Source organism: Nonomuraea sp. NPDC059007, from assembly GCF_042740555.1.
Taxonomy (GTDB): domain Bacteria; phylum Actinomycetota; class Actinomycetes; order Streptosporangiales; family Streptosporangiaceae; genus Nonomuraea.
Genome location: NZ_JBHYJD010000010.1, coordinates 130979 through 156285, shown reverse-complemented (window position 1 = coordinate 156285; position 25307 = coordinate 130979). Strand labels below are relative to the sequence as shown.

The window sequence follows — 25307 nt, the reverse complement described above, 5'->3', positions numbered from 1 at the left end:
ATGTGTCCCCTCGGGATCCGAGCCTGCGCCTGATCCGCGCCGCCGTCTTCGGCATGGCGTGCGTCGTGGTCTCCGCGGGAGGACACCTTCTGGCCGGAGGCGGCGCCATCGCGTCGTGGGCGCTCGCCCTCGGCGCCGCCGCCTCCCTGTCGCTCGCCCTGCTGCTCGGCGGGCGCGAACGGAGCCGCGAAGGCGTCCTGGCCGCCACCGCCGCGACGCAGACGCTGCTGCACCTGCTGTTCGCGCAGACGTCCGCGCACGTCGTCGTGCCCGATCACGGGCATCCGCGTCCCGGCATGGTGGTGGCCCACTTCACGGTCGCGCTGCTGACCGGGTGGTGGCTGTATCGCGGCGAGAGCGCCGCGTGGACCCTGCTGCGCCTGTGGTCCGCGCCGCCGCCGCGCCTGCCGCGGTTGCTGGCCGCCGCTCCGGTGCGGCTGCCTTTTCCGGTACGGCCGGCCGTACCGGAAGGTGAACCCGAGCCCCGAGGGCGGCGTGAGCTCGCCGCGGTGGTGCACCGGCGCGGACCCCCGGGGCCGTCGCGCGCCGGCTGACGTGCGCCGGCGCCACAGGCGTCCATCCGGTGTCCCCGGCCTTGGCAGGTTCTGCGGGCCGGGTCGTTTCCATGGAGTTTCAGACGATGGCGAAGCTGCCGCGTTCCATCCTGACCGCGATGATCTGCGGTCTTGTACTGATCTTTCTGCCAACCGCCGCTCTTGCCCACGACGCGCTCAAGTCGAGCTCGCCGGGCAAGAACGCCAAGGTGAAGTCGCTCGAGGAGATCGAGCTGGAGTTCACCGCCAGGATTCGCATGCCGGTCGTGGTGCTGCGGGACAGCGGTGACAAGCTCGTTCCCCTGAGCAAGCCCGTCGCCGACGGCAAGACCGTCACCACCGAGGTGCCCGAGGCGCTGGCCGCCGGGCGCTACGTGATCGGCTGGCGGGTGGTCTCCTCCGACGGGCATCCGATCCAGGGGGAGATCCCCTTCACCGTCACCGCCCCGCCCACCCCCTCCTCCGACCCCACCCCCACCGACACGGTCAGCCCTGCCGAGGCCACGTCCGCGGCTCCGGCGCCGCCCGTGGAGAGCGCTTCCACACAGCCCGCCGATCCGGGGCGGGCGGCGGCCGCGACCCAGGAGGGTCAGGGGCTGCCGGGCTGGATCTGGGTGGTGGCCGCCGTGCTGGTGGCGCTGGGTGCGGGCATGTGGTTCGCCGGCTCCCGCCGCCGCACCGCCCCCGCCGGCCCCACACCCGGCAAGCCGGCGGAGGCCGCTCCGGCGTCCGGCAAGCCGACGGACGATGGCCCGTCGTCCGGCGAACCGGCCGAGGACGGCCCGGGAGCCGGCAATCCCACCGACGATGGGCCGGTGTCCGGCAAGCCGGCCGACGACGGTCCGGCGCCTGGAAAGGTGGCGGACGACGGCCCGGAGCCGGGTGGCCCGGCCAGGTGACGCTTCACGACCCGGACGCCCGCAGACCAGGACGGCTTCACGACCCGGACGCCCAGAGGCCGGGACGGCTTCACGAGCCGGACGCCCGGAGTCCGCAGCAGGTTGTGACGGGCGAAGGTTGTGGGTGGTTCAAGGGTCTGGGTTGTGGGGGGCGAGGGTTTTGAGGGTGGTGGTGCCGGCGGGGTCGCGGTCGGTGCCGACCGGCACCAGCGCCACCTCGTCCACCCCCGCCCGCGCGTACGCCGACAGGCGGGCGGCCACCGTGTCCGCGTCGCCGAGCAGTGCCACCGAGGCGACCAGCTCGTCCGGCACCGCGGCCAGCAGTTCGCGCGGGTGCGGGCCGGTGCGCGCGTAGGCGACCACGTCCGCGAACCCGGCCTCGGCGAACATCTCGCCGTAGCCGGGCGCGGGCAGGTAACCGACGACGGCGCGGCGGATGCGGTCCACGGCCTCGCGGTCGGGGTCCACGGCCGCGCTCACCCAGGCGGCCACCGAGACCTCGGGGTTCAGGGCGCGTACCTGGGCGGCCAGCCGGGCGGCCGACGCGGGAGTGATCAGGTTGAGCACCATCCGGTCGGCGCGGGCGGCGGTGCGCACCGCAGACGGCCCGAACGCCGCCACCGTCAGCCGTGAGCGTGGCGCGGGCAGCCGTAGCCGGTAGCCGTTGCTGGCCACCGACTCGCCGGTGTACGCCGACCGTTCACCGTCCAGCAGCGGCCGCAGAGCCTCGACCGACTCCCGCAGCGCGGCGGCCGAGCGGGCGCGGGAACGTCCGTGCCAGCCCTCGACGACGAGCGGGCTCGAGGTGCCCAGGGCGACGTCGACCCGCCTGCCGGTGAGCGCGGCCACGGAGGCGGCGCCCACGGCGATCGTCATCGGGTCCCGTACGGTCACCGCCAGCGGCCCGACCGTCAGCCCGATCCGCCCGGTGGCCAGCCCGATCGCCGTGGCCAGCGCGAACGCGTCATAGGTGGCCATCTCCCCGACCCACAGCGACGGGTACCCGAGGGCGTCGGCCGCCCGCGCGGTCGCCAACGCCTCCTCGGCCGGCCGGTCCTGCCACAACCCGAGCGAGACACTGAGCCTCAACCCGACCGCGCCACTGGACCGCCCAGCGGACTCGCCAGGCCCAAGGGGAGCGCTGTGCTCAAAAGGCTCGTTGTGCGTCATACCCGCTCCAGCAACACGGCCGACCCCGACCCGGCGGCCCCGCTCACCGCGGCCACCCCATACCGCGCACCCCTCCGGTGCAGTTCGGCGACGCAGGCCACCAGCAGCGTCCCGGTGGCGCCGAAGGCGTGGCCCATGGCGATGGTGCCGCCGTTGACGTTGAAGCGGTCGTCGCCGACCTTGAGGTCGCGCTGGAACTTCAGGCACAACGCCGCGAACGCCTCGGCGAACTCGAAGACCTCCACGTCGTCGGCGCTCAGCCCGGCCTGGGCCAGGACCTTCTCGACCGCCGTCTGCCCGGCCGTGAGCATCGTGACCGGGTCGCCGACAGCGGTGGCGCTCCCGGCCACCCTGGCCAGCGGCTCCAGGTCCAGGCCGGTTCCGATGAGCACCAGCCCGGCGGCGTCGCACAGGCTGGGCGAGGTGCCCCGGGTGTGGAGATGGCGGATCCGGCCCAGTCCGGGCAGGTGGGCGAGGGCGACGGCGTCCTGGCCGGGGGTGGCGGCGAAGGCGGGTTCGAGCGCGGACAGGGCGTCCTGGGTGAGGCCGGGCCGTACGTGCTCGTCGTGGCCGAGGTCGTTCACCGGGACCAGGAAACGGTCGTAGCGGCCGCCTGCCCACGCCTCCGCGGCCAGGGTCTGGGTACGCAGGCCGTACCGGTCGAGCTCCTCGCGCGAGAAACCCTCCAGCGTGGCGACCGCGTCGGCCGCGACGCCCATGTGCAAGGACCCGACCGGCAGCGACCACAGCGGCCCGCGGTCGGAGAACATCGGCACCCGCGAGACGGACTCCACCCCGCCCGCGACGACGACCCGGGCGCTTCCCGACGCGACGAGGGCGGCGGCGGTGCGCACGGCGTCGATGCCGGAGGTGCAGTACCGGTTGAGCGTCATACCGGGTGTGTCGAAACCGGTGGTCAGGGCGGCGGTGCGGGCGAGGTTGCCGCCCTGCTCGGCGTTCTGGGTGGCGCAGCCGACGATCAGGTCGTCGGCCCGCGTGATCCCGGTACGCCCGCCGAGCGCGCCGAGCAGCCCTTCGAGCATGGCCAGCGGCGTGACCTCGGCCAGTCCGCCGCCGGGGCGGGCCTTGCCGCGCGGGGTCCTGACGCAGTCGTAGACGTAGACGGTCATCGCAGCTGGTCCGCCCTTACCCAGGTGGCGTGGAAGCCGAGCGGCACCCGTCGCGGCAGCAGTACCCGGGCGATCGGTCCCTCGGAGATGCGCGAGGCGGCGAGGATCCGCACCTCGGAGCGGCCTTCGCGCTCGTCGGTGACGAAGGTGACCAGGTAGCCGTCGTCCTCGCCGGTGGAGCCGTCGCGCGGGGCGAAGGGGGCCTCGCTGCCGTAGACGCCGGGGCCGTAGGTGTGGGTCTCCTTGGCGCCGGTGACGTTGTCGTAGCGGACCAGGCCGTCGAACAGGTTGGTCGCGGCGTCGGCGACCGAGACGTTGTAGGCGTAGCGGCTCGGCAGGCCGGTGGCGCGCGCGTCGATCGAGGGGAACTCGGTGTTGTGGTCGGCGTCCACGTAGTGCTCGGAGGTGGCGCCGGTGCGCAGGTCGAAGCGGTAGCGGTACATGCGCGCGTCGAGTTTGAGGTAGGCGATCATCCGCGACAGCGCGGAGCCGTTCCCGGACGGCGCGGGCCGCGAGACCCGGCAGACGTCCATGACGATCTCCCCGCCTTCCTCCCACGCGTTGACGACGTGGTAGATGTAGCAGGGTTTCGCCTCGAACCACCGGATCTCATGCGCCTGACCCCGGCGCGGGATCACCCCGAAGCGCGAGGGCAGCTCACGGTTGAAGGTGAGCTTGTAGCGGCCCTGCCGGGCGGCGTCGGGGTCCTGGTAGAGCGGCAGGTCCATGAGGATCGCGTGGTTCTGGGTGATGGCCATGTCGTGCGGCAGCCGCGCGCCCGGCAGGTCCAGCTCCACGCAGTGCTCGACCCGTCCCGACGCGCCCACGACCCCATAGCGCAGGTACGGCGGCCGCGGCCCGTAGTCGAACCAGAACAGCTCCCCGGTCCGCTCGTCCACCTTGGGATGCGCCATGAAATCGCCGTTGAGCGTGTCGAGGAAGGTGTCGGCCCCCAGCGTCTCCAGCGACAACGGATCCACACCGTACGGCGAGCCGCACAGATACCAGGAGGCCAGCACCCGCCCCCGGTGGAAGATCACATCGGTGTTGGCCGTGTCCTTGAACGGCAGCCCGCGCGCGTTCCCGAACGGGTTGCCCTTCGGGTTCTCCATCACGCCGGTCCAGAGCGCCCGCCCGGCGGCGGACTCCGCCTCGAAGGCGCGGGTGCGGATCCAGCGGTTGCGGTAGCGGGCGCGGCCGTTCTCGAAATGGACGGCGTGCACCATGCCGTCCCCGTCGAACCAGTGGTAGCGGCCCTTCATCGGGAAGCGGGCGTTGGGCCCGTTGCGCAGGTAGACGCCGTTGAGGTCGGCGGGGATCCGCCCGATCACCGTCAGGTCATCGGTGGTGAGCTCTTCCTGGACCGGCGCGTACAGGCCCAGCAGGTACGGGTTCCGCTCGCCCGACTCGTCCATGATCACGACAGTTTCGGCCATGATTGGAAGCTACGATAGACGAAGTCAGCCGTCAATATCCGGACCGTTGACGACCTGACTTCTGCTTTCGTAGTGTTGCGGCCATCACACCCCTGGGGAGTCGCGATGACGCATTCCGCCGACCGGATCGCCCGCTACGTCGCCGCGGGCTGGTGGACAGACGAGACCATTGACCAGCTCCTCCGCACCCACGTGGCGGCCCGCCCCGGCGTGCTCGCGATCGTGGACCCGCTCGACAAGGCCGCCCATCTCGACGGCCCGGTCAAGCGCCTGACCTGGGCGGAGCTCGGCGCCGAAGTGGACAGGGTCGCCGGCGTCCTGCGCGCCCGCGGCATCGGCCCCGGCGACGTGGTGGCCGTCCGGCTGCCCAACAGCGTCGAGCTGGCGGTGACCTTCCTCGCCGTCGTCCGGCTCGGCGCGAGCGTCACGCCGTTCCCGGTCCAGTACCGCGCGTACGAGCTGGCCCAGCTCCTCCCGCTGTCCGGCGCGTCCCTGCTGGTCACCGGCCGGGACTCGCGCGCGCCCGCCGGCACGCCCACGCTGACGTGGCCCGCGGACCTGGAGGGTGTGAGCGCCGACGCGCCGCCGACGCGCGCCGCCGACCCGGCCGAGCGGGTGACGATCTGCTGGACCTCCGGCACCGAGGCGACGCCCAAGGGCGTGCCGCGCTGCCACTACGACTGGCTCGCCGTCGAGTCCGTCTGTACGGCCGCGCCCGCCCTCACCGCCGCCGACGTGATACTCAACCCGTTCCCCATGGTCAACATGGCCGGCATCGGCGGCGTCTTCCTGCCCTGGCTGCGCTCCGGCGCCGTGCTGATCCAGCACCACCCCTTCGACCTGCCCACCTACCTGGCCCAGATCGCCGCCGAACGCGTCACCTACACCCTCGCCCCGCCCGCGCTGCTCACCCTGCTGCTGCACCAGGAGGCGATCCTGGCCAAGGCCGACATCTCCTCGCTGACCAGGATCGGCTCCGGCTCCGCGCCGCTGCCGCCGCCGATGGTCCGCGGCTGGCAGGAGAAACACGGCATCGCGATCATCAACTTCTTCGGCTCCAACGAGGGTGTCGCGCTGCTGTCCGACCCCGCCCACATGCCCGACCCCGAGACCCGCGCCCGCTACTTCCCCCGCCCCGGCGCGCCCGGGGCGCCCGCCCTGCTGGACCGGGTCAGCACCAAGCTCGTCACCCCCGGCGGCCAGGAGATCACCGAGCCCGGAGTGCCCGGCGAGCTGCGGCTCAGCGGCCCCACCGTCTTCGCCGGCTACCTGCCGGGCACGGCCGTGGCGGAGCCGTTCGACGAGGACGGTTATCTCAGGACCGGCGACCTGTTCGAGATCGCCGGCGAGCACGGCCAGTACCTGCGCTACGTCGACCGGGCCAAGGACATCATCATCCGCGGCGGCATGAACATCGCCCCCGCCGAGCTGGAGGGGCTGCTGGCCGGGCACCCGTCGGTGGCGGAGTCCGCGGTCGCCGGCTACCCCGACGACGTCCTCGGGGAGAAGGTCTGCGCGGTCGTCGTCGCCAAGGGCGAGATCTCGCTGGAGTCCGTCGTGGCGTTCCTGCGCGGCAAGGGCATCGCCTCCTACAAGCTGCCCGAGCGGCTGGAGATCGTCGAGGCGCTGCCCAGAAGCCCGGTCGGCAAGATACTCAAGAGGGAGCTGAAACTGTGATCCGCGTCCTCGGCGGCTACCAGACCGACTTCGCCCGCACCGGCGCGAGCCTGTACGACATGATGCGCGAGGCCTCGCTCGGCGCGCTGGAGTCGGCGGGCGTGGCCGCGCGGGAGGTGCAGGTCGCGCACGTCGGCAACCTGGCCGGAGAGCTGTTCGCCGGCCAGGCCCACCTCGGCGGCATGGTCGCCGCCATCGACCCGGCCTGGTCCATGCTGCCCACCGCACGCCACGAGGCCGCGTGCGCCTCCGGGTCGATGGCGGTGCTGGCCGCGATGGCCGACCTGGAGGCGGGCCGCTACGACGTGGCGCTGGTCGTCGGCGTCGAGCTCATGCGCAACGTCGGCGCCAAGGAGGCCGCGGGGCACCTCGGCTGCGCGGCGTGGGCCGGCCGCGAGGCGCAGGGGGCGGACTTCCCGTGGCCCGCGCTGTTCGCCGAGATCGCCGACGAGGTCGACGTCCGCTACGGGCTCGCCCACGAGCACCTCGCCCGCATCGCCGAGATCAACCACGGCAACGCCCTGCGCAACCCGCTCGCCCAGGCGCGCTCCTGGACCTTCCCCGACGGCTGCTTCGGCGCCGACGACGTGCTCAACCCGCCGGTCGAGGGACGGCTGCGCAAGTACGACTGCGGCCGCATCACCGACGGCGCCGCCGCCGTCATCCTGGCCTCCGACCGGTACGGCAGGCCCGGCCCCGCCATCTCCGGCTGGGGGCACCGGACGGCGCCGATGCTGCTCAAGGACAAGCTGGCCGCGCGCGAGCCGTACCTCTTCCCCCATCTGCGGCGCGCCGTGCTCGACACCTACGAGCGCGCCGGGCTGCGCGGCCCGGCCGACGTGGACGTGATCGAGACCCACGACTGCTTCACGATCACCGAGTACGTGGCGCTCGACCACCTCGGGCTCACGCCGCCCGGCGAGTCGTGGCGGGCCGTCGAGTCAGGGTCGATCGAGTTCGGCGGATCGCTGCCGGTCAACCCGTCGGGCGGGCTCATCGGGCTCGGCCATCCCGTCGGCGCCACCGGGGTGCGCATGCTGTACGACGCCGCCCGGCAGGTGTCGGGCGGGGCGGGGGAGTGCCAGGTGGAGGGCGCGCGCACCGCGCTGACCCTCAACATCGGCGGCAGCTGCACCACGGTCGCGCTGTTCGCGGTCACGGCCTGACGACGTTAGGGCGCGCCGCCGTGGGGCAGGCGCGAACCCATGAGCAGCATCGAGTATTCAATAGACGTCATGGTCCCCGTCAGGGTGGCCTATAACCAGTGGACGCAGTTCGAGACGTTCCCCGAGTTCATGGAAGGAGTGGAGTCGGTCAAGCAGCTCACCGACACGCGCAACGCGTGGCTGGCGGAGATCGCCGGGGTCAAGCGGGAGTTCGAGACCGAGATCACCGAGCAGCACCCGGACGAGCGCATCGCCTGGCGCTCCGTCGACCGGCCGCACCAGGCCGGCGTCGTCACCTTTCACCGGCTCGACGACACCACGACCAGGGTCACGCTGCAGATGGAGTACGACCCGGAGGGCTTCCTCGAGACCGCCGGCGACTGGCTGCAGCTCGTGCGGATGCGCGTCCAGGGCGACGTGCGCCGCTTCAAGGACTACATCGAGGCACGCGGCGGCGAGACCGGCGCGTGGCGCGGCGACGTGCCATATGCGCACGGCACCGACACCCCGCAGACTCCGGCCGGCGAGCGGACTCCGGGCAGCCAGCAGACTCCGGGCAATCCGCACGACCCGGGTTTCCCGCCCACTCCGGGAACCCCGCACGTGCCCCGCAATCCGGCCACCCCGGGCACTCCGTACCCCGGCGACCGGCCGCCGGGCTACCCGCGCTCGCCGGAGCCGGGCCTGTAGCCCGTCCATCCGCCCGTGCGAAAGCCCCCTTCCTGGAAGGGGGCTTTCGCGTGTTCTAGCCGGGCTGGGTCACGCCGTTGATCTTGAGGGTGTAGGGCGCGTACTGCTGGACCTGCTCGCCCGGGTCGTCGACCGCCACGATGGCGGCCACCTTCGGGAACGGAGCCAGCAGCGCGAGCTGCAGCCGGTTGAGGCTGAAGGCGAACTTGTCGTCCACCTCCGCGTACAGGGCCACGGACCGCTTGCCGTCGTACCCGATCAGCCGGACGTTCCAGCTGTCGATCGCGATCGGCCTGACCTCGGTGACCGAGTCGAACGGGTCGAGGCTGGAGCCGTCGCTCACCGCGGTGCCGCCCACGGCGATGTCGTCGAGCTTGAGACCGCCCTCGTTGACGCCGCCGTCGCTGACGTAGCGGAAGTTGACGAGGATCTCCTGTCCGGCGTAGGCGGCCAGGTCGAAGGTGTGCGGCTCGAAGCCGGTCGTGGTGCCGTTCAGGCCGGGGCCGAGCGGCGCCTGCGTGGTCTTGTCACCGGCGATCGGGGTGTAGGTGGCCCCGCCGTCGGTGGACACCATCACGTACGCGTAGTCGTACCCGGTCTCGGCCCCGTACTTGGCCAGGAAGCGCAGCACCGGGTCGGTCGCCGGGACGGTCACCTTGGCGACGGCCGTGGCGTCGAGGTTGTTGCGGTTGCCCGACCAGACGACCGGGTTGCCCGGCCGGTCGGCGTCGTCGCTGACGACGGTCCACTGCAACGGCGCGGGCGGCAGCGACCGTACCCCCTCGAAGGAGAGCGAACGCAGGTCGCGCCCGCGCAGCTCCTTGCCGGCGGCGTCGCGCGGGGCGAGGTAGTCGGCGCCGTTGGGCGCCGCGCCGGGGGTGGCGTGGGAGTCGGGGTTGGCGAAGTTGACGCTGGAGCGCAGGTTCGCCGCGGTGACCCGCTTCTTGGGCACGCCGATCACGACGCCGTGCCGGGACTCGCCCACGATGCCGTCGAGCAGCGTCATCGACTGGTAGTCGTGGATCACCCGGTAGAGGTCGTTCTGTCCCTCGGTGGCGAGTTGCGCGGTGACGCTTTCGAGGCCGCGCTTGGCGTCGTTGTGGAGCCGGGTGAGGATGTCGGCGCCGAAGCGGTCGGCCAGGTAGAGCATGAAGGCGTAGGCGTTGCCGTAGTCGGCCAGCACGTCGCCGCCGGTGTTGCCCTCGCCCCACAGCGTCAGCGAGTTCTCCGGGCCGCCGCAGTCGCGCACGTTGGGGTTGGCGGGCGTCTGTACGGTGGCCCAGCCCTGCTGGCAGATCAGGTGGCTGTCCCAGCCCTTCTCGTGCACGGTCTTGAGGCTGTCGGAGTACCCGGTCAGGTACATGGCGTAGTCCGACAGGCCCTCGTTGATCCAGTTACCTTCGAAGGAGTCCGTGTAGTACATCTGCAGGTGCTGCCACTCGTGCGCGAACGTGCCCTCGTAGGAGTTGGGGCGGGCCGGGCGGCTGGTGCAGGGGTCGGACGTGGGCTCGTCGGGCGGGTTGACCCCGGTGCGGTGGGCCCAGTCGAAGGCGTCGATCGTCATGACGTTGCGGTCGGTGGCCTCGTTGAGCGCGCCGGAGAAGAATCCCGCGGTGTAGGTGGTGTTCGCGGGGAAGTCGTAGAAGTTCGAGTCGCGCACGTTGTCGACCAGGGCGACGGTGTTGTCGCCGTCGCCGGTGAAGTCCCTGGGCACCTGGGAGGCGGTGCCGTCGCGGTCCGGCGGGGTGCTGAAGGCCGCCGTCTCCTTCGGGTACATGTTGGTGTCGAACTCGCTGATCATCCGGGCCACGTTGGCGTCGGTGATCGTGACGGAACTGGCCGGGCGGCAGTCGCCGGCGGGGAAGGCGAGGTCGTTGGCGACCCACACCTCGATCTTGCCGCCGACCCCGCGCAGCGTGAAGTCCTTCAGGTACCAGCCGGTGTTGTCGTCGCTGGCGAACCACTGCCGGACCGTTCCGACAGGCGGCGTGGGGGCGGCGGAACGCGCTTTCGCGGCCGCCTTCGGGGTATAGGTGGCCGGCATCTCGTAGGTGGTGCCGTCGACCACCATCCGGGCGCCGGTCTTGGCGCCGGCGATCATGTCGCCCGGTGGAGCCGGGTCGGGCGCCGCCGCCGCGCCGGAGGGCGCCGCGACGATCAGGAGAGGGAGGGTGAGTACGGTGGCGGCTAAGCCGATGAGGCGGCTACGAGCCATAAAAGGGTTCCCTTCACGTACCTCGGTTGACAGTAGGTACCTAAAGGGCATTCCCCGGCCGGATCAAGTGGAGTAATTGCCAATAAGCCCCGGCATTATTGGCTCATTCACCGGCATTGAATATGATCTCCACGCGCCGGTTCTCCTCGATCGCCCGGCCGCCGGTGTGGCCCTCGACGCTCACCGGACCCGATCCGATCCGGGCGGTGACGGCCGCGACACGCTGCCTGGCCTTGGCGGTCAGCGTGTGCTCGTCCAGGGCGAACAGCACGTCGCGGCGCCGCGTAGGTCGCCTGGAACGACAGCTTGCCGCCGGTCTCCACGGTGGTGGCGTCGGTCTTGGCGCAGGCGCGGGTGCCCTCGGGGCCCTGGCTCACGGCCGCGCGGTAGCGCTTGGCGTTCTGGACGTCGATGAGCGAGTTCCTACAGCTCACGGGCCTTCTGCTCGGCTCCCCACCGCTCCAGCGCCTCCTGGTCGGCGAAGGCGAGCGCGCGCATCATGTTCCCGCCGTCGCTCGCGCGGATCCGCGTCACCAGCCGCCGCCGCAGCTTCTCGGGCAGGTGCGTGGTGCCCGCCTCGATCGAGTCGCCGAAGTGGGGCGCGAAGGCCACCCCGGAGAATCCGGTACGGCGCAGCAGCACCGGCAGCGTGTTCGAGGAGTAGAACATCAGGTGGTTCTTCGTGAAGCCGCTCCAGCGGGAGCCGTACGCCTTGAGCAGCAGGGAATTGGCGTTGACGGTCAGCACCAGCAGGACCCCGCCCGGCGCCAGCAGGCGGCGGAAGCGCGCGAAGTCCTCCAGCGGGCGCGGCAGGTGCGCCAGCACCGACCAGAGCGTGATGACGTCGAACCCGCCCGCGGCGATCTCCGGCACGTCCTCGGGGTCGCCCAGGTGGGCGCGGGCGGTGCGGAGTGTGGCATTCGCCTGTTCCACGGAGTCGGGCGAGAGGTCGACGCCGACCGCGTCGAAGCCGAGCTCCTCGGCCAGGCCCAGGAAGAGCCCGGTGCCGCAGCCGAAGTCGAGCAGCCTGCGGCCGGCGCCGTCGTCGAACACGGGGGAGAACGCCTTCATCGTCAGCTCGTAGCGTCGCCGGCGCTGGGCGGCGTACTTGCCGGTCAGGAAGGAGCTGTAGGAACCGGCGTACAGGTCGCCGAGGTGCTCGGGGCGGACGTTCGGGTTGCGGTAGAGGAAACCGCAGGCCGGGCAGCGCACCACCCGGTAGCGCCAGCCCTTGCCGCCGGTCGGCTCGAACAGCGGCTGCTGGCGCTCCTCGCCGCACAGCGTGCAGGCCAGGAACTCCTCGATCTCCCCGAGCGGTACCGACCCGGAGTAGTCGGGCAGCGAGGTCACGGGCGCGCGGCGCAGCCTCAGCCGCCACTGGGCCTCGCGGATCACCCGCTCGCCCGGTCGTACGTAAGCACGCTGGCCGTGCGGCAACCGGTCGTAGCGGGAGCCGTAAAGAATCCGGACCAGCATCCTGCGGGGTGTCACCATTTCCGGCTCTTACCCATGGCCCATCCGCCTTCACCCTATGACCACCATAAGCTGACTTTCATGGAATATTCGCGTCTTGGTAACACCGGCCTTCAGGTCTCGCGTATCTGCCTCGGCATGATGAGCTACGGCGATCCCGGCAAGATGGAATGGACCCTGCCGGAGGAACAGGCCGAACCGCTCGTCCGGCGCGCCGCCGACGCCGGCGTGACCTTCTTCGACACCGCCGACGTCTACAGCGCCGGCGCCAGCGAGGTCATCACCGGCAACGTGCTGCGCCGCGTCTTCCCCCGACGCGAGGACTACGTGCTGGCCACCAAGGTCTACTTCCCCATGGGCAAGGCCCGCAACGACCGCGGGCTGTCGCGCAAGCACATCATGGCCGCGATCGACGCCTCCCTGGACCGCCTCGGCACCGACTACGTGGACCTCTACCAGATCCACCGCTGGGACGACGAGACGCCGATCGAGGAGACCATGCTGGCCCTGCACGACGTCGTCCGCTCCGGCAAGGTCCGCTACATCGGCGCCTCCTCCATGTGGGCCTGGCAGTTCGCGAAGGCCCAGCACGTGGCCGAGGTGAACGGGTGGACGAGGTTCGTGTCCATGCAGAACCACTACAACCTGCTCTACCGCGAGGAGGAGCGGGAGATGCTGCCGCTCTGCGCCGACCAGGGTGTGGGCCTCATCCCCTGGAGCCCGCTGGCCCGCGGCGTCCTGGCCAGGGCCGGATCGGCGCAGCAGACCGCCAGGCAGGGTTCGGACGAGCGCATCGACTTCCTGTACGAGCCGGAGAACGACCAGGTGATCCTGGACCGGGTGGCCCAGGTGTCCAGGGAGCGCGAGCTGCCGGCGGCGCAGGTGGCGCTGGCCTGGCTGCTGGGCCGCACCGGGGTGACCGCGCCGATCGTGGGCGCCACCAAGGACCGGCACGTCGACGACGCGGCGGCCGCGGTCGGCGTGGAGCTGACGGAGAAGGAGATCGCGTTCCTGAGCGAGGCCTACACTCCTCGCGAGGTACGCATGTGAGCACGCGGGCCGGGCGCGCCGCCCGGCCCACGTGTCACCTCACTGGGACGTGCTGTACAGGGCCCGCGCGACCTGCGCGAAAAGCCCCTTCGGGTGGTTGCGGAACATCGGCTCGGTGCCGAACAGCACCACGCGAGCCCCGCGCTCGTCCTGGCCGCTGACGACCGCCGCCTGGCCCTTGGCGGCGTCCTGGCCGCCGGAGCCGTCCTGGTTCGGGCGCCAGTGCCCGGACACGAACGCCTCGTAGGTCTGCTCGGCCTTCACCTCGGGACCCAGCCCGGTGAACCAGCGCGGCGAGTACACGAACCCGTGCTCGCCCGAGGCCATCCTGACCACGCCGTTGGCGTCGCCGCGCCCGGCCACCGAGGTGACGGTCAGGAGCCCGGCGGCGGCGTTGAAGGTCGCGCCCGTGCCGCCGCGGGTGACGACGCCGCCCTTGGCCAGGAAGGCGTCGAGCGCGGCCTTGGCCGCCGGGTTGAGCGCGGTGTAGGACAGGCCGCTGGCGACGAACAGGACGTCCACGGCGTTCCAGTCGAATCCGGCGTTGGCCAGGGTCGTGGAGACCGGTGTCACCGCGAAGCCCATCTCGCGCAGCGTGAACAGCTCGTCTGCCGAGGCCGCCGCGGCGATCCTGACCGGGGCGAGCTTGGGGCCGCCCGCCGTACCCGCTCGGGAGAATCGCACGCCGTAGCGCTGGGCGACCTCGCGGGCGGCGGCGCGCGCCGAGCGGGGCAGCGTGGCGGTGTCGCCCGCCCAGGTGACCTCGACGCCGCGGGCGAGCAGCGCGTTGAGCGCCTGCGCGTCGCGGCCGTCGGCGACCTTGAGCGCGAGCGCGCCGTCGCCGTGCGGGACGTAGCCGGTGGAAGCCGCGGAACGGACCGGCTCCGCGAGCACGCGCAGGTCGCGCACGGAGGTGACGCCGGCGCCCCAGAGCAGGGCGTGGCTCCAGCCCGAGATGTCGTACATGGCGTCGACGCGCGGGCTGATGTCCGCGCCGGGCTCCAGCATCACGTTGGCCAGGCCGCGCTTGGGCTGGCGCATGTCGACCACGTACGTGCCGGACGGGTAGAAGCGGCCGCCCGCGCGGAAGGGCAGGATCGCCCGCTCCACCTCCACGTCGTTGGCGATCAGGTGGTCCACCAGCCGGGCCGCGGCCGGGGTGCCCTCGGGGATCACGTAGCCGCGCGGGTAGGTGGTGGTGTAGACGTCCTCGGGGCCGAAGCCGGGCACGATGCCGAGCGGGACCGTCCTGGACGGCTCGCCGGCCGCGCCGCGGCGGAAGACCTCGGTCTGGTCGGCGATCAGCTTGTCGTGGTTGGCCAGGACGTGGCCGTAGGTGGCGCGCACGGCCGCGGCGGCCACGTCGGTGTTGATCCGGGAACGGCGGCGCAGCTCCTCGACCGGCAGGTTGGTGTAGTCGGAGCCGTTGACGCGCAGCGGGATCTCCACCGTGTGCGCGGCGACCGCGCCATGGAAGGGCGCGTACTGCGGGGTGAAGATCGGGGGCCAGTCGTCCCAGCCCTCCTCGGAGTCGCGGAAGGGGATCTGGACGGGGAAGACGCCGTCCTTCTCCGGGGTGTAGCCCAGGGCGTTGACCCCCGCCTCCATGCCGAGGCCGTTGGCGTAGGTGTTGGTGATGAACAGGTCGTACTCGTAGTTGGCGCCGTGGGGCGGTGTGGTCGGCTCGATCAGCGTGCCGTTGACGTAGCCGTGCAGGTCGAGCATGGCGACCGGCTGCGTGTCGATCATGATCTGCCGCATGGCCCTGGCCTCGGGCTGGGAGGCGGTGATCATGTCGCGGTTGAGGTCGAAGCCGTTGCCGTTGGGGCGCTGGCCGAGGACTCTGCCGTCGGGGTTGGCGGTGATGTTGAAGTACAGGCGGGCGCGCTTGAGCAGGGTGGCCGCCTGCGGGCTGGTGGCCAGTTCCTCGATCACCCGGAGGGAGGCGTCGGTGCCCTCCCACTCGTTGCCGTGGATGTTGCCGTTGATGAAGATCGGCGTTTTATAGCGATTTTTCGGGACTTTTCGCCCCGATTCGATCTGGCGGCGCAGGCGTTCCTGCTCGCGGACCTCAGCGGGGCTCTCCGGCGCGGTGACCGTCACGAAGTAGAGGTCGCGCCCGCCCGCCGAGCGGCCGAGGACCTCGGCGCTCACACGGTCGCCGAGCGCCTGCAGCGCGTTCAGCTTCGCCGCGATCGCGTGGTGCGGGATCAGGCCCAGCTTGATCGAGGCGTCCGCGGGGTTCTCCGGCGGGAGGGGGAGCTGGTTCTTGCGGGGATAACCCCTGGTCTTGTCGTGGTGGTACGGCGCGGCCGCCTGGGCCTTCAGCGCCGCGGTCGCATCCTCGACCAGGGCGGCTTCCTCGTTGCGCTCGGGGCCGTTGCCGAAGTCCCTGACCGCTGGGGACGGCGTGGGGACGGGGGCGGCGGCAGCCGTACCGGCTGGCAGGAGGAGGACCGATAACAGGGCTAAGAGGGTGGTTCTGCGCATGATCGAGCGTGACATGTCCGGGCCGACATGGCGAGAGGAAATGTCGGCCCCACCTCCTAAGCTGTGCACATGGCACGGGCAAATGAGCAGGCGGCGGCCGCCCTTCAGGAATACGCAGAGCTGTTCGCGCTGACCGGGGGCGACGCCTTCCGGGTGCGCAGCTACCAGAAGGCGGTCAAGGCGATCGCCGGCTTCCCCGAGGACATCGCGCAGGTCGACGTCCGCAAGGTGCCGGGCGTGGGTGAGGCGATCGCGCTGAAGATCGAGGAGTTCCTGGAGCGTGGCAGCTTCCGGCAGCTCGACGCCCTGCGCGCGAAGGTGCCCGACGGCGTGCGCCGGCTGACGAGCGTGCCGACGCTGGGGCCGAAGACGGCCATCATGCTGTTCGAGGACTTCGGCATCGACTCGCCCGCCGCGCTGGCCGAGGCGATCACCGCGGGCCGCCTCGACGGGGTCAAGGGGCTCGGGCCGAAGACGCTGGCCAATCTGGCCAAGGGCATCGAGCAGATGGAGCAGGCCGGGCGGCGGGTGCACGTCGGCGTCGCGATGTCGCTGGCCGAGCAGGTGATCGCGTCGCTGTCCGACCTGGCCACGCGCATCGACTACGCGGGCTCGCTGCGCCGGATGAAGGACACGATCGGCGACATCGACATCCTCGCGGTGGCGCCGGTCGAGATCATGGAGCGCTTCCGCGCGCAGCCGTACGTGGCCGAGGTCATCGCGGCGGGCGACAAGAAGACCTCCATCCGCACCACCGCGGGCGTCCAGGTGGACCTGCGCGTGGTCCCGGAGGAGTCGTGGGGCGCCGCGATGCAATACTTCACCGGCTCCAAGGAGCACAACGTCACCATCCGCGAGATCGCGGTGAAGAAGGGCTGGAAGCTCTCCGAGTACGGGCTGTTCGAGGGTGATCGGGTCCTGGCCGCCACCACGGAGCAGGACATCTACACCGCGCTCGGCATGCAGTTCGTGCCCCCGCCCATGCGCGAGGACGAGGGCGAGGTGAAGCTGGCCCTGAAGGGCGAGCTCCCGGCCCTGGTCGAGCTGGCCGACCTGAAGGGCGACCTGCACACCCACACCAACCTGACCGACGGCATCGCCTCGCTTGAGGAGATGGTCGCCGCCGCGCACGCGCTCGGCTACTCCTACTACGCCATCACCGACCACGCCCCCGACCTGACCATGCAGCGCATGACGCTGGAGAAGGCGCTGGAGCAGCGCGAGCAGATCAGGAAGCTGCAGGAGTCCTATCCGGGAATGCGGCTGCTGCACGGCAGCGAGCTCAACATCGCGCCCGACGGCTCGGTCGACTGGCCGGAGGAGATCCTGGCCGGGTTCGACGTCTGCGTGGCCTCGGTCCACTCCCACTTCACGCAGTCGCGCGAGGAGATGACCCGCCGGTTCATCGCCGCCTGCGAGAACCCGTACGTGGACGTCATCGGGCATCCGACCACGCGCAAGATCGGCAAGCGCCAGCCGGTGGAGGCCGACTGGGACGCCGTGTTCGCCGCCGCCGCGCGCACCGGCACGGTCATGGAGATCGACGCCTACCCCGACCGCAGCGACCTTCCCTCCGACCTGGTCCGGCTGGCCAGGCATCATGGGGTGAAGTTCTCCATCGACAGCGACTCGCATGCCGTACCGCATCTGAAGAACCAGCGTTTCGGCGTCGGCATCGCCCAGCGCGCGTGGCTGACGACCGACGACGTGGTCAACACCTGGCCGGTGGAGCGACTGCTCGCCTACATCCGCCCTTAGGGGGAGACGTGCTTGATCTCCGGGTGGCGGGGTGAGGGGCGGTCCAGGAGGGGCTGGGGCTTCTTGCGCAGGTGCAGGTCGAGGAAGGCGCCGACGTAGGTCCTGGTGAGCTCCCAGGAGCGGGGCCCCGGCACCTGGGCGCCGGTGTCGAGCCCGAGCTGCGCGGCCAGCGGCCCGAGGTCGTTGAACGACTCGTGCTGCGCGCCGGTCATCAGCAGCCAGCGCTTCCAGCCGGTCAGGCGCTTCCAGGCGGCTTCCCAGGTGGCGGTCTCGGCGCTGCCGGATCCCGGGGTGTAGGTGGCGGGCTTGCCGAGGAACATGAACGGCCGCGCGAGATCGGTTTCCGGTACGCCCGGCGGGACGGTGCCGTCGATGTCGATCCCGGCGCGGATCCTGCCGTCCTTGACCATCGCGGCGAGGCTGCTCGCGCCGCCCAGGGAGTGGCCGGCCATCGCGACCTTGGACCGGTCGATCAGCGCGGCGCCCTTCCAGGCGCCATTGGCGGTCAGCCGGTCGATCACGAACGAGACGTCGGCCGCCCGCCCCTTGGCCGCCTTCGTGAACGTCGCGGGCTCGCGCTCGCCGTCGCAGGGCACGCAGGTGGTGACCCGCCCGTCGGGGAAGGCCGTGGCGATGCTCTCGTAGGTGTGGTCGATGCCGGCCACCACGTAGCCCCGGCTGGCCAGGTCCTCGGCGAGCGCGGTCAGCGTGGCGCGGGGCTTCTTGAACCCGGGCGAGAGCACCACGAGCGGCAGGCTGTGCTTGCGTCCGCGCGGTTTCACGCCGGTGTGGGCGTTGGTGCGCGTGGTGGCGAGGATGCCGGGCTTCACGCCGGTGATCCCGCCGTCCTTGAGCAGCAGCTCCGACTCCTTCGCCGTCAGGTACGGCGCCCGCCGCCCGCCCGGCGACGTGGCCGGGTACCAGACGGTGACCATGAGCTCCCGCATCTTGACGGAGGGCACCCAGGGGTCGGGGCGGGAGGTGTCCTTGAGGTGGAGGGACGTGGTGCCGACCGCCAGCGAGCCGGTCGGTTTCGGCAGGCGCGGTGTCGCGGCGGAGATCGTTGCGGCGGCCGAGGCAGAGGCAGAGGCAGAGGCAGAGGCAGAGGCAGAGGTGGCGGCGGTGGCCGGTGAGGCGGCGGAGGCCGGTGAGGCGGCGGTGGCCGGTGAGGCGGCGGTGGCCGGGGTGGCCGTGGCCAGAGGTGACAGCAGGCTCGTGACGACCATCAAGCCGCCCAAGGCACGACTATGCATGAAATATCCCCGTTTCTCGTGTGAAGTGGGGACGACGCTAGAGGCGGGGGATCGGCGGGCGCGTCGGCCGTGACGGCGATGTCGGCTACCTCCCGGGGATGATCCGCCGGGACGTCATCCTCGGGATGTACGCCTGCCGGACCACCGCCCCGGTCACTCGGGACGATGCGCGGACAGCCCGGCAAACGCGACAATACGCAGGTGACAGCTGATGAACGGCGCCTCTGGTGGCAGCACGTGCGCGGTCTGCTGCGGCCGGAGACACCGGTCGCCCGGCCGTCCCGCGCGGCGCTCGTCACCGACCTGCTGCTCGCGATCGCCCTGACCGTCGTGGCGGTGTTCGCGACGGCGAGCCTGGACGAGGCCGACCGTGGCGCCGCGCCCCACCCGGTGTCGGACCTGCTCCGCCTCCGCCACGACCCGGCACCCCAGTCCGCCCATCCGTCCGCGACCCGGGCACTTCCGCTACCGCCCCCGACCCTGCCGCCTCCGACCCTGCCGCCCCCGACGCCGCCGGCCACGCCCCCGGCCCTGCCGACGACGCCCGAGCTCCCGGCGCCGCCGACGACGCCCAAGCTCCCGGAACCGCCGGCCACGCCCGAGCTGCCGACGCCGCCGGTTCTGCCGGCCGTGACCCCACCGCTCACGACTCCGCCGACGGGCGGGCCGACGGGCGGGCCGGTGGGCGCGATGCCGTCGCCCGAGCCGGTGGTGCCCGTTCCCGACGAGGACGCCGGTCTGGCGGTGCTGCTGGTGGTGCTCGGCACGCTGCCGCTGGCGGCCCGCCGCCGCTTCCCGCTCACGACCTTCTGGGCCGTGGTGCCGGCGACGCTGGCCATGGACGGGGGAGAGACCTGGATCACCGTCCTGGCCTGCGTCATCGCCGCCTACAGCGCGCTCGCGCACAGCCGCCACCGGGTGGCCGCGGCAGCGGGGCTCCTGCTGGCGGCCGTGCTCGCGGGCGCCGCCGGCGCGGACATCGTGCCGAGCCTGCCGAGCTGGCTGGGGCCGTACGTGGTGCTGCTCAGCGCGGGCGCGCTCGCGGTGTTCGTGCGGTTCTGGCAGCGCAACCGCGAGCGCCTCGACGCGCTGCGACGGGACCGGGACGAGGCCGCGCGCAGGGCGGTCCAGGCCGAGCGCGACCGGATCGCGGGCGAACTGCACGACGTGGTGACCCACAATGTGAGCGTGATGGTGATCCAGGCCGGGGCCGCGCGCAAGGTGATGGACGCGCATCCCGAGCAGTCGAAGCAGGCCCTGGTGGCGATCGAGGCCAGTGGGCGGGCCGCCATGGCCGAGCTGCGCAACGTGATGGGCCTGCTCGCCGCGTCGGAAGAGCTTCCCGGCGGGCTCGAACCGCAGCCGGGAATCGGCCGGCTCGACGGTCTCATCGAGCGGGTACGCGCCGCCGGGCTCCAGGTCGAGGCCAGGGTCGAGGCCGGCCTCCAGCCTCTGCCTCCGGGCGTGGACCTGGCGGTCTACCGTGTCGTACAGGAGGCGTTGACGAACACGATGAAGCACGCGGCGGGCGCGGCGGCCACCGTCACGGTCGCCCGCGCGGGCGACTTCCTGGAGGTCGAGGTCGGCGACACCGGCGGCGGCCCGGCCGCGGGGCCCGGCACCGGCCAGGGCCGCGGCCTCATCGGGCTGCGCGAGCGGCTCGCCCTGTACGGCGGGACCCTGGAGACCACCAGCGGGCCGGACGGCTACCGGCTCAGGGCCCGCATCCCCTGGACCGCCGCGTGACCCCGCCGCCACCGCTGCGCGCGGTCATCGCCGACGACCAGGCGCTGGTCCGCACCGGGTTCCGGATGATCCTGACGGCCGACGGCATCGAGGTGGTGGCCGAGGCGGCGGACGGGGCCGAGGCCGTCGCCGCGGTCCGGCGCACCCGGCCCGACGTCGTGCTCATGGACATCCGCATGCCGGGAACCGACGGCATCGAGGCCACCCGGCGGATCGTGACCGGCGGCGCGGACGACACCCGGGTGCTCATCCTGACCACCTACGACCTCGACCAGTACGTCTACGCCGCGCTCACCGCCGGAGCCAGCGGCTTCCTGCTCAAGGACGTCACCCCCGAGCACCTGGTGGCCTCGGTCCGGCTGGTCCGCTCCGGTGACGCGCTGCTCGCGCCCACGATCACCCGCCGTCTGGTGGAGCGCTTCGCCCGCCGCGACGACGCCCGCGCGGCCCTGCATCGCGACCTGTCCGGGCTGACGCCGCGCGAGCTGGAGGTCCTGCGCCTGCTGGCCACCGGCCTGAGCAACGCCGAACTGGCCGACCGGCTGACGCTCAGCGCGACCACGGTGAAGACGCACGTGGCCCGCATTCTGTCCAAGCTCGGCCTGCGTGACCGCGTGCAGGCGGTCGTGCTCGCGTACGAGACCGGCCTGATCTCCCCGGGCGGGCGGCCCGGCGACGTCTAGAGCCGCCTGGACTGGGCCTTACGGTGTACGGGTAAAGTGCTGGGGTGCCTCTTTGGACCGACGAAGAAACCGACGAGCAGCCCCGTGTCCCGCTGAGCCGCAGGCGGGTGCTGCGCGCCGCCGTCGAACTGGCCGACCGGGCCGGGCTCGACGCGCTGACGATGCGGCGGGTGGCGCAGGAGCTCGGGGTGGAGCCGATGTCGCTGTACCACCATGTCGCCAACAAGGAGGCGATCCTCGACGGGGTCGTCGAGATGGTGATCGGGGAGATCCTCGGGGTGGTCGAGGTCGCCGAGGGGCCGGATCCGGCCGGTGACTGGCAGGCGGCGTTGCGGGGGCGGATTCTGGCCGCGCGCGAGGTGTTGCTGCGGCACAAGTGGGCGCCGGGCGTGATCCAGACGCGCTCGTCGCTCAGCGAGGCGGCGATCGCCTACTACGAGGGCGTGCTCGGGATTCTGCGGGCGGGCGGGTTCACCTACGATCTGGCGCACCACGCGCTGCACGCGCTGGGCAGCCGGGCGATGGGGTTCACGCAGGAGTTGTTCGAGCCGGACGACCCGTCCGACGACATGGACGAGGCGTTGATGGAACAGATGGGTATGAAATATCCCCATCTGGCCGGGATGATGGCGGCGATCGCCCACGAAGCCCCCGAAACCACGCTGAGCTGGTGCGATGACAACACGGAGTTCTCCTTCGCGCTCGATCTGATCCTTGAGGGACTGGAGCGCCGCCGGCTCGGCTGAGAGCCGTCTCAGGCTGGGACTTGACAACCTTACGTCGTACGACAACCTTATGACGTATGGCAACCTTACGACGTACGAAGGCTTGGGTCTGGGAGCGGTACGGCTCGCCGGACGTCCTGGCCCTGCGCGAGGTCGACGAGCCCGAGCCCGGGCGCCACGAGGTCCTGGTCCGGGTACGGGCCGCCGCCGTCAATCCCTACGACTGGCGCCACCTGCGCTCGGACCCGCACCTGGTGCGCCTCTCCGCCGGGCTGCGGCGGCCCAAGCCGGGGTCGATCCTCGGCGCCGACCTGGCCGGGGTCGTCGAGCGGGTGGGGGCCGACGTGCGCGGCCTCGCCGTGGGTGACGAGGTGTTCGGAGGTGTACGGCTGGGCGCGTTCGCCGAGGCGGTAGCCGTACCCCAGGAAACGCTTGTCCCGAAGCCCGAGGACGTGAGCTTCGAGGCGGCGGCGGCCGTGCCCATGGCGGGGCAGACCGCGCTGAAGGCGCTCGACGGGCTCGTGGCCGGGCAGCGGGTGCTGGTCAACGGGGCCTCGGGGGGCATCGGCACCTTCACCGTCCAGCTCGCCAAGGCGCTCGGGGCGCACGTCACCGGCGTGTGCGGCGCCCACAACGCCGACCTGGTCCGCTCGCTCGGCGCCGACGAGGTCGTGGACTACAACCGCGAGGACTTCACCCGGCCGATCGAGCGCTACGACCTGCTGGTGGACCTGGTCGGCAACCGTTCACTCAAGGAATTCAGGCGCGCGCTGACGCCGAAGGGCACGCTGGCGCTCGTCGGCGGCCTGTCCTCCGGCGGCGGGCGGGTGCTCGGGCCCTTGGTGCAGGTGGTCAAGGGCATGGTCGTGGCGAGGTTCGTCGGGCAGCGGATCACCGGAGTCTCGTGGAAGCCGGGCAAGCAGGCGCTGAACCACCTGGCCGAGCTGCTCGCGGCCAAGGAGATCGTGCCGGTCGTCGACCGCGTGTACCCGCTGGCCGAGGTCCCGGAGGCGATCCGGTACGTCGAGAGCATGCGGGCCCGCGGCAAGGTCGTCATCACCATCGGACAGGGGGAAACTCGATGAAGGTCTGTATTGTCGGCGCCTCGGGCAAGCTGGGGCGGTACATGGTCAGGCACGCGCTGGAACGCGGCTACGAGGTCGTCGGCGTCTGCCGGAAGAAGAGCGTCGGCAAGCTCGACGCCGTCAAGGACCGCATCACCATCGTCCCCGGCGACACCAACGACCGGCGGGTCATCGAACGCGCGGTCGCCGGGTGCGACGGAGTTCTCACGGTCCTGGTGCCGTGGGGGATGCGGAAATACTCCAGCGGCACCGCCCAGGCGGTCATGGACTACGCGCGGCCGGGCGCCCGCCTGGTGTTCTCCTGCGGGTGGCACATCACCCGCGACGGCAAGGACGTCTACACGTGGCAACTGCGGACGTTCGCCGCGGTGTTCGGCGTGCTCGCCCGGCTGGTCCGCTTCGCCGACCTGCGCGACCAGGTGGAGGCCTGCCGGCGTATCTTCGCCAGCGACACCCGGTGGACGGTGGTGCGGGGCAGCGACCTGGAAGAGGGCGAGAGCCAGGGGCTGCCCGTGTGGAGCCGGCACGTGGGCGACCCCGTCCTGGCCGGCAACCTCACCCGGCGCATCGACTTCGCCCTGTTCATGGTGGACGCGCTCACCAACGACGAACTCGTGCACGAGGCGCCCGCGATCGTCGGCCGCGAGACGGCGTCGGCCCGCGCCCACGCGCGGACACTCGGTTAGCCCGCCGCCGGGACCTGGCCGGCCAGCCACGTGTCGAACGTGGTCGGCATGATCCGGGCTCCCTCGCCGGGCAGCATGACATCGCCCGCCAAGTCCGGGCCGAAGATGCCCGACCACGTCGGCACCAGCACGATCTCCTGGCCGCGCGCCGCGTACGTGCGCCGCGCCATGTCGACCAGGTCCTGCTGGTCAGGCCCCGCGATGTCGGCGTAGCGGCCCCGCGGCTCGCCGGTGGCGACCTCGGCCAGGACGGCGGCCACATCAGCGGGGGCGATCGGCCGCATGAGCAGCGGGGCGACACGGGCGACGCCGTCCCGCTCGTCCCAGCTCGCGGCCATCGCGGGGAAGTCGTGGAACTGCGTGGCCGGCACGATGGTCCACGGCACGGGGCCCGCCGACACGAGGCGTTCCTGCTCGCGCTTGCCGGCGTAGTGGGCGTTGCCGCCGGTGCGGTGGAGGCCGGCGATCGAGAGCAGCACGTGGTGGCGGACACCGGCCCGCCGCTCGGCGGCGAGCAGGTTGCCGGTGGCGCCGGAGAAGAACGCCACCGTCTCGGCCTCGTCCGCCCCGGGCATGCTGATGGCGTCGACGACCGCCTCGACGCCGGTCAGCGCCTCGTCCAGGCCCTTGCCCGTGGACAGGTCCACGCCCAGCGAGCGGCTGATGCCGACGACCTCGTGCCCGTCCTTTTCGAGGGCGGTGATGGTGAGGGCGCCGATGTTTCCGGTCGCGCCGGCTACTGCGATGCGCATGATGATCTCTCCTCGTCTCGACGTGACACTATCACGGACTAAATGGGTCCTTAATATCTCCTATAGACTCATGGGCGTGAAGTTGCCTGTGAGCACGGAATGGGTCCTGCACTGTGCCACGACGCTGGCGCAGCTCGAACCGGGGGCGAGCGCGTCCACGACCCAGCTCGCCCAGTACTTCGACCTGCCCGTGCCCTACCTCGCCAAGCAGCTGAAGGCGCTCGTCAAGGCCGGGCTGCTGAGCGCCAGCACGGGGCCGCGGGGCGGGTTCCGGCTGGCACGGGCGGCGGGCGAGATCACCATGCTGCAGGTGGTGGAGGCGGTGGACGGGACGTCGTCGCCGTACGAGTGCCGGGAGATCCGGCAGCAGGGGCGGGGGGCGCTGCCGCCGGAGGAGTGCCGGGCCCCGTGCGTCCTGGCCGTCAAGATGGCGGAGGCACACCAGGCCTGGCGCCGCACCCTCGCCGCCACCACGCTGGCCGACATCCTCGCCGACATCCCCCCAACCGCCCCCGCCCGCACCCGCCACCGCCTCACGACCCTCACCTAACGCCCCACCGTTCTCCGGTACGGCCCGCCGGGTGGGCCGAGCCACGGGAGCGGAACGTCCGGCGAGGAAAGCCCGCAGCGCGCACTCGGGCCCTCACCTGGAAGGCGCCGAGGCGGGAT

The 25307-nt window shown here is 71.8% G+C and carries 22 protein-coding genes; 13 read left to right on the top strand and 9 right to left on the bottom strand.

What is annotated here, in order from left to right; genetic code table 11:
- Window positions 1–2: 2 nt before the first annotated feature.
- Together ACFWY5_RS18910 and ACFWY5_RS18905 are read left to right on the top strand one after the other, a co-directional pair.
- Entirely contained in the window at window positions 3–554 is a 552-nt protein-coding gene (locus ACFWY5_RS18910; RefSeq protein WP_379633284.1) for an MFS transporter, read from the top strand.
- An 86-nt stretch (window positions 555–640) separates the two neighbouring features.
- On the top strand, window positions 641–1453 hold the full coding sequence (locus tag ACFWY5_RS18905; RefSeq protein WP_379633282.1) for a copper resistance protein CopC: 813 nt from the start codon (window positions 641–643) through the stop codon (window positions 1451–1453).
- A 129-nt stretch (window positions 1454–1582) separates the two neighbouring features.
- Here ACFWY5_RS18905 and ACFWY5_RS18900 read toward each other — a convergent pair whose 3' ends face one another.
- The 3 genes from ACFWY5_RS18900 to ACFWY5_RS18890 all read right to left on the bottom strand — a co-directional run bounded on the left by ACFWY5_RS18900 (window position 1583) and on the right by ACFWY5_RS18890 (window position 5189).
- Window positions 1583–2542, bottom strand: coding sequence for an LLM class F420-dependent oxidoreductase (locus ACFWY5_RS18900; protein WP_379633280.1), 960 nt, complete (start codon window positions 2540–2542; stop codon window positions 1583–1585).
- Window positions 2543–2619: 77 nt separating this feature from the next.
- Window positions 2620–3753 (bottom strand): acetyl-CoA C-acyltransferase, encoded by a 1134-nt coding sequence (locus ACFWY5_RS18895; protein ID WP_379633278.1) that lies wholly within the window; start codon window positions 3751–3753, stop codon window positions 2620–2622.
- Entirely contained in the window at window positions 3750–5189 is a 1440-nt protein-coding gene (locus ACFWY5_RS18890; RefSeq protein ID WP_379633276.1) for a carotenoid oxygenase family protein, read from the bottom strand. Before ACFWY5_RS18890 ends, ACFWY5_RS18895 begins: the two co-directional genes overlap by 4 nt.
- Before the next feature lie 105 nt (window positions 5190–5294).
- On the opposite strand from ACFWY5_RS18890, the gene ACFWY5_RS18885 reads away from it, so the two are divergent.
- From ACFWY5_RS18885 to ACFWY5_RS18875, 3 genes are read left to right on the top strand one after another with little or no spacing between them, the layout of a single operon-like run.
- Window positions 5295–6866, top strand: coding sequence for a class I adenylate-forming enzyme family protein (locus ACFWY5_RS18885; RefSeq protein WP_379633274.1), 1572 nt, complete (start codon window positions 5295–5297; stop codon window positions 6864–6866).
- Window positions 6863–8032: an acetyl-CoA acetyltransferase gene (locus ACFWY5_RS18880; protein ID WP_379613263.1), complete on the top strand. Its 1170-nt coding sequence runs from the start codon at window positions 6863–6865 to the stop codon at window positions 8030–8032. Before ACFWY5_RS18885 ends, ACFWY5_RS18880 begins: the two co-directional genes overlap by 4 nt.
- Before the next feature lie 39 nt (window positions 8033–8071).
- Window positions 8072–8722 carry an SRPBCC family protein gene (locus ACFWY5_RS18875; protein ID WP_379613262.1) on the top strand — a complete coding sequence of 217 codons (651 nt, stop codon included), beginning with the start codon at window positions 8072–8074 and terminating at the stop codon, window positions 8720–8722.
- A 55-nt stretch (window positions 8723–8777) separates the two neighbouring features.
- Here the strand turns inward: ACFWY5_RS18875 and ACFWY5_RS18870 are convergent, their stop codons facing one another.
- The 3 genes from ACFWY5_RS18870 to ACFWY5_RS18860 all read right to left on the bottom strand — a co-directional run bounded on the left by ACFWY5_RS18870 (window position 8778) and on the right by ACFWY5_RS18860 (window position 12431).
- Complete coding sequence (locus tag ACFWY5_RS18870; RefSeq protein WP_379633272.1) at window positions 8778–10937, bottom strand: choice-of-anchor J domain-containing protein; 2160 nt, start codon at window positions 10935–10937, stop codon at window positions 8778–8780.
- A 103-nt stretch (window positions 10938–11040) separates the two neighbouring features.
- A complete protein-coding gene (locus tag ACFWY5_RS18865; protein WP_379633270.1) occupies window positions 11041–11208 on the bottom strand; it encodes a hypothetical protein in 168 nt (55 codons plus the stop codon).
- A gap of 152 nt (window positions 11209–11360) precedes the next feature.
- A complete protein-coding gene (locus ACFWY5_RS18860) occupies window positions 11361–12431 on the bottom strand; it encodes a class I SAM-dependent methyltransferase (protein ID WP_379613258.1) in 1071 nt (356 codons plus the stop codon).
- Window positions 12432–12491: 60 nt separating this feature from the next.
- Here ACFWY5_RS18860 and ACFWY5_RS18855 point away from each other — a divergent pair, with 60 nt between their 5' ends.
- On the top strand, window positions 12492–13460 hold the full coding sequence (locus ACFWY5_RS18855; protein WP_379613257.1) for an aldo/keto reductase: 969 nt from the start codon (window positions 12492–12494) through the stop codon (window positions 13458–13460).
- A 39-nt stretch (window positions 13461–13499) separates the two neighbouring features.
- Here ACFWY5_RS18855 and ACFWY5_RS18850 read toward each other — a convergent pair whose 3' ends face one another.
- The gene (locus ACFWY5_RS18850; protein WP_379633268.1) at window positions 13500–15950 is read right to left on the bottom strand and encodes a M14 family zinc carboxypeptidase; all 2451 of its coding nucleotides are present in this window, start codon (window positions 15948–15950) and stop codon (window positions 13500–13502) included.
- Between the two features lie 69 nt (window positions 15951–16019).
- On the opposite strand from ACFWY5_RS18850, the gene polX reads away from it, so the two are divergent.
- Window positions 16020–17708: a DNA polymerase/3'-5' exonuclease PolX gene (gene polX / locus ACFWY5_RS18845; protein WP_379633266.1), complete on the top strand. Its 1689-nt coding sequence runs from the start codon at window positions 16020–16022 to the stop codon at window positions 17706–17708.
- On the opposite strand, the gene ACFWY5_RS18840 is transcribed toward polX, so the two are convergent.
- Complete coding sequence (locus ACFWY5_RS18840) at window positions 17705–18946, bottom strand: alpha/beta hydrolase family protein (protein ID WP_379633264.1); 1242 nt, start codon at window positions 18944–18946, stop codon at window positions 17705–17707. The two genes, polX and ACFWY5_RS18840, sit on opposite strands and share 4 nt — an antisense overlap.
- A gap of 216 nt (window positions 18947–19162) precedes the next feature.
- Between ACFWY5_RS18840 and ACFWY5_RS18835 the strand changes: the two genes are divergently transcribed.
- The 5 genes from ACFWY5_RS18835 to ACFWY5_RS18815 are packed head-to-tail and all read left to right on the top strand — an operon-like array spanning window position 19163 to window position 23886.
- Window positions 19163–20707, top strand: coding sequence for a sensor histidine kinase (locus ACFWY5_RS18835; RefSeq protein WP_379633262.1), 1545 nt, complete (start codon window positions 19163–19165; stop codon window positions 20705–20707).
- Window positions 20704–21390, top strand: a complete 687-nt coding sequence (locus tag ACFWY5_RS18830) for a response regulator (RefSeq protein WP_379627436.1) — start codon at window positions 20704–20706, stop codon at window positions 21388–21390. Before ACFWY5_RS18835 ends, ACFWY5_RS18830 begins: the two co-directional genes overlap by 4 nt.
- A 44-nt stretch (window positions 21391–21434) precedes the next feature.
- Window positions 21435–22136 carry a TetR/AcrR family transcriptional regulator C-terminal domain-containing protein gene (locus ACFWY5_RS18825; protein WP_379633260.1) on the top strand — a complete coding sequence of 234 codons (702 nt, stop codon included), beginning with the start codon at window positions 21435–21437 and terminating at the stop codon, window positions 22134–22136.
- A 56-nt stretch (window positions 22137–22192) separates the two neighbouring features.
- Window positions 22193–23200, top strand: a complete 1008-nt coding sequence (locus ACFWY5_RS18820; RefSeq protein ID WP_379627432.1) for an NAD(P)-dependent alcohol dehydrogenase — start codon at window positions 22193–22195, stop codon at window positions 23198–23200.
- Entirely contained in the window at window positions 23197–23886 is a 690-nt protein-coding gene (locus tag ACFWY5_RS18815; protein ID WP_379627430.1) for an NAD(P)-dependent oxidoreductase, read from the top strand. Before ACFWY5_RS18820 ends, ACFWY5_RS18815 begins: the two co-directional genes overlap by 4 nt.
- Here the strand turns inward: ACFWY5_RS18815 and ACFWY5_RS18810 are convergent.
- Window positions 23883–24638, bottom strand: a complete 756-nt coding sequence (locus ACFWY5_RS18810; protein ID WP_379633258.1) for an SDR family oxidoreductase — start codon at window positions 24636–24638, stop codon at window positions 23883–23885. The two genes, ACFWY5_RS18815 and ACFWY5_RS18810, sit on opposite strands and share 4 nt — an antisense overlap.
- 76 nt (window positions 24639–24714) lie before the next feature.
- On the opposite strand from ACFWY5_RS18810, the gene ACFWY5_RS18805 reads away from it, so the two are divergent.
- Window positions 24715–25188 (top strand): RrF2 family transcriptional regulator, encoded by a 474-nt coding sequence (locus tag ACFWY5_RS18805; RefSeq protein ID WP_379627426.1) that lies wholly within the window; start codon window positions 24715–24717, stop codon window positions 25186–25188.
- Window positions 25189–25307: the final 119 nt, after the last annotated feature.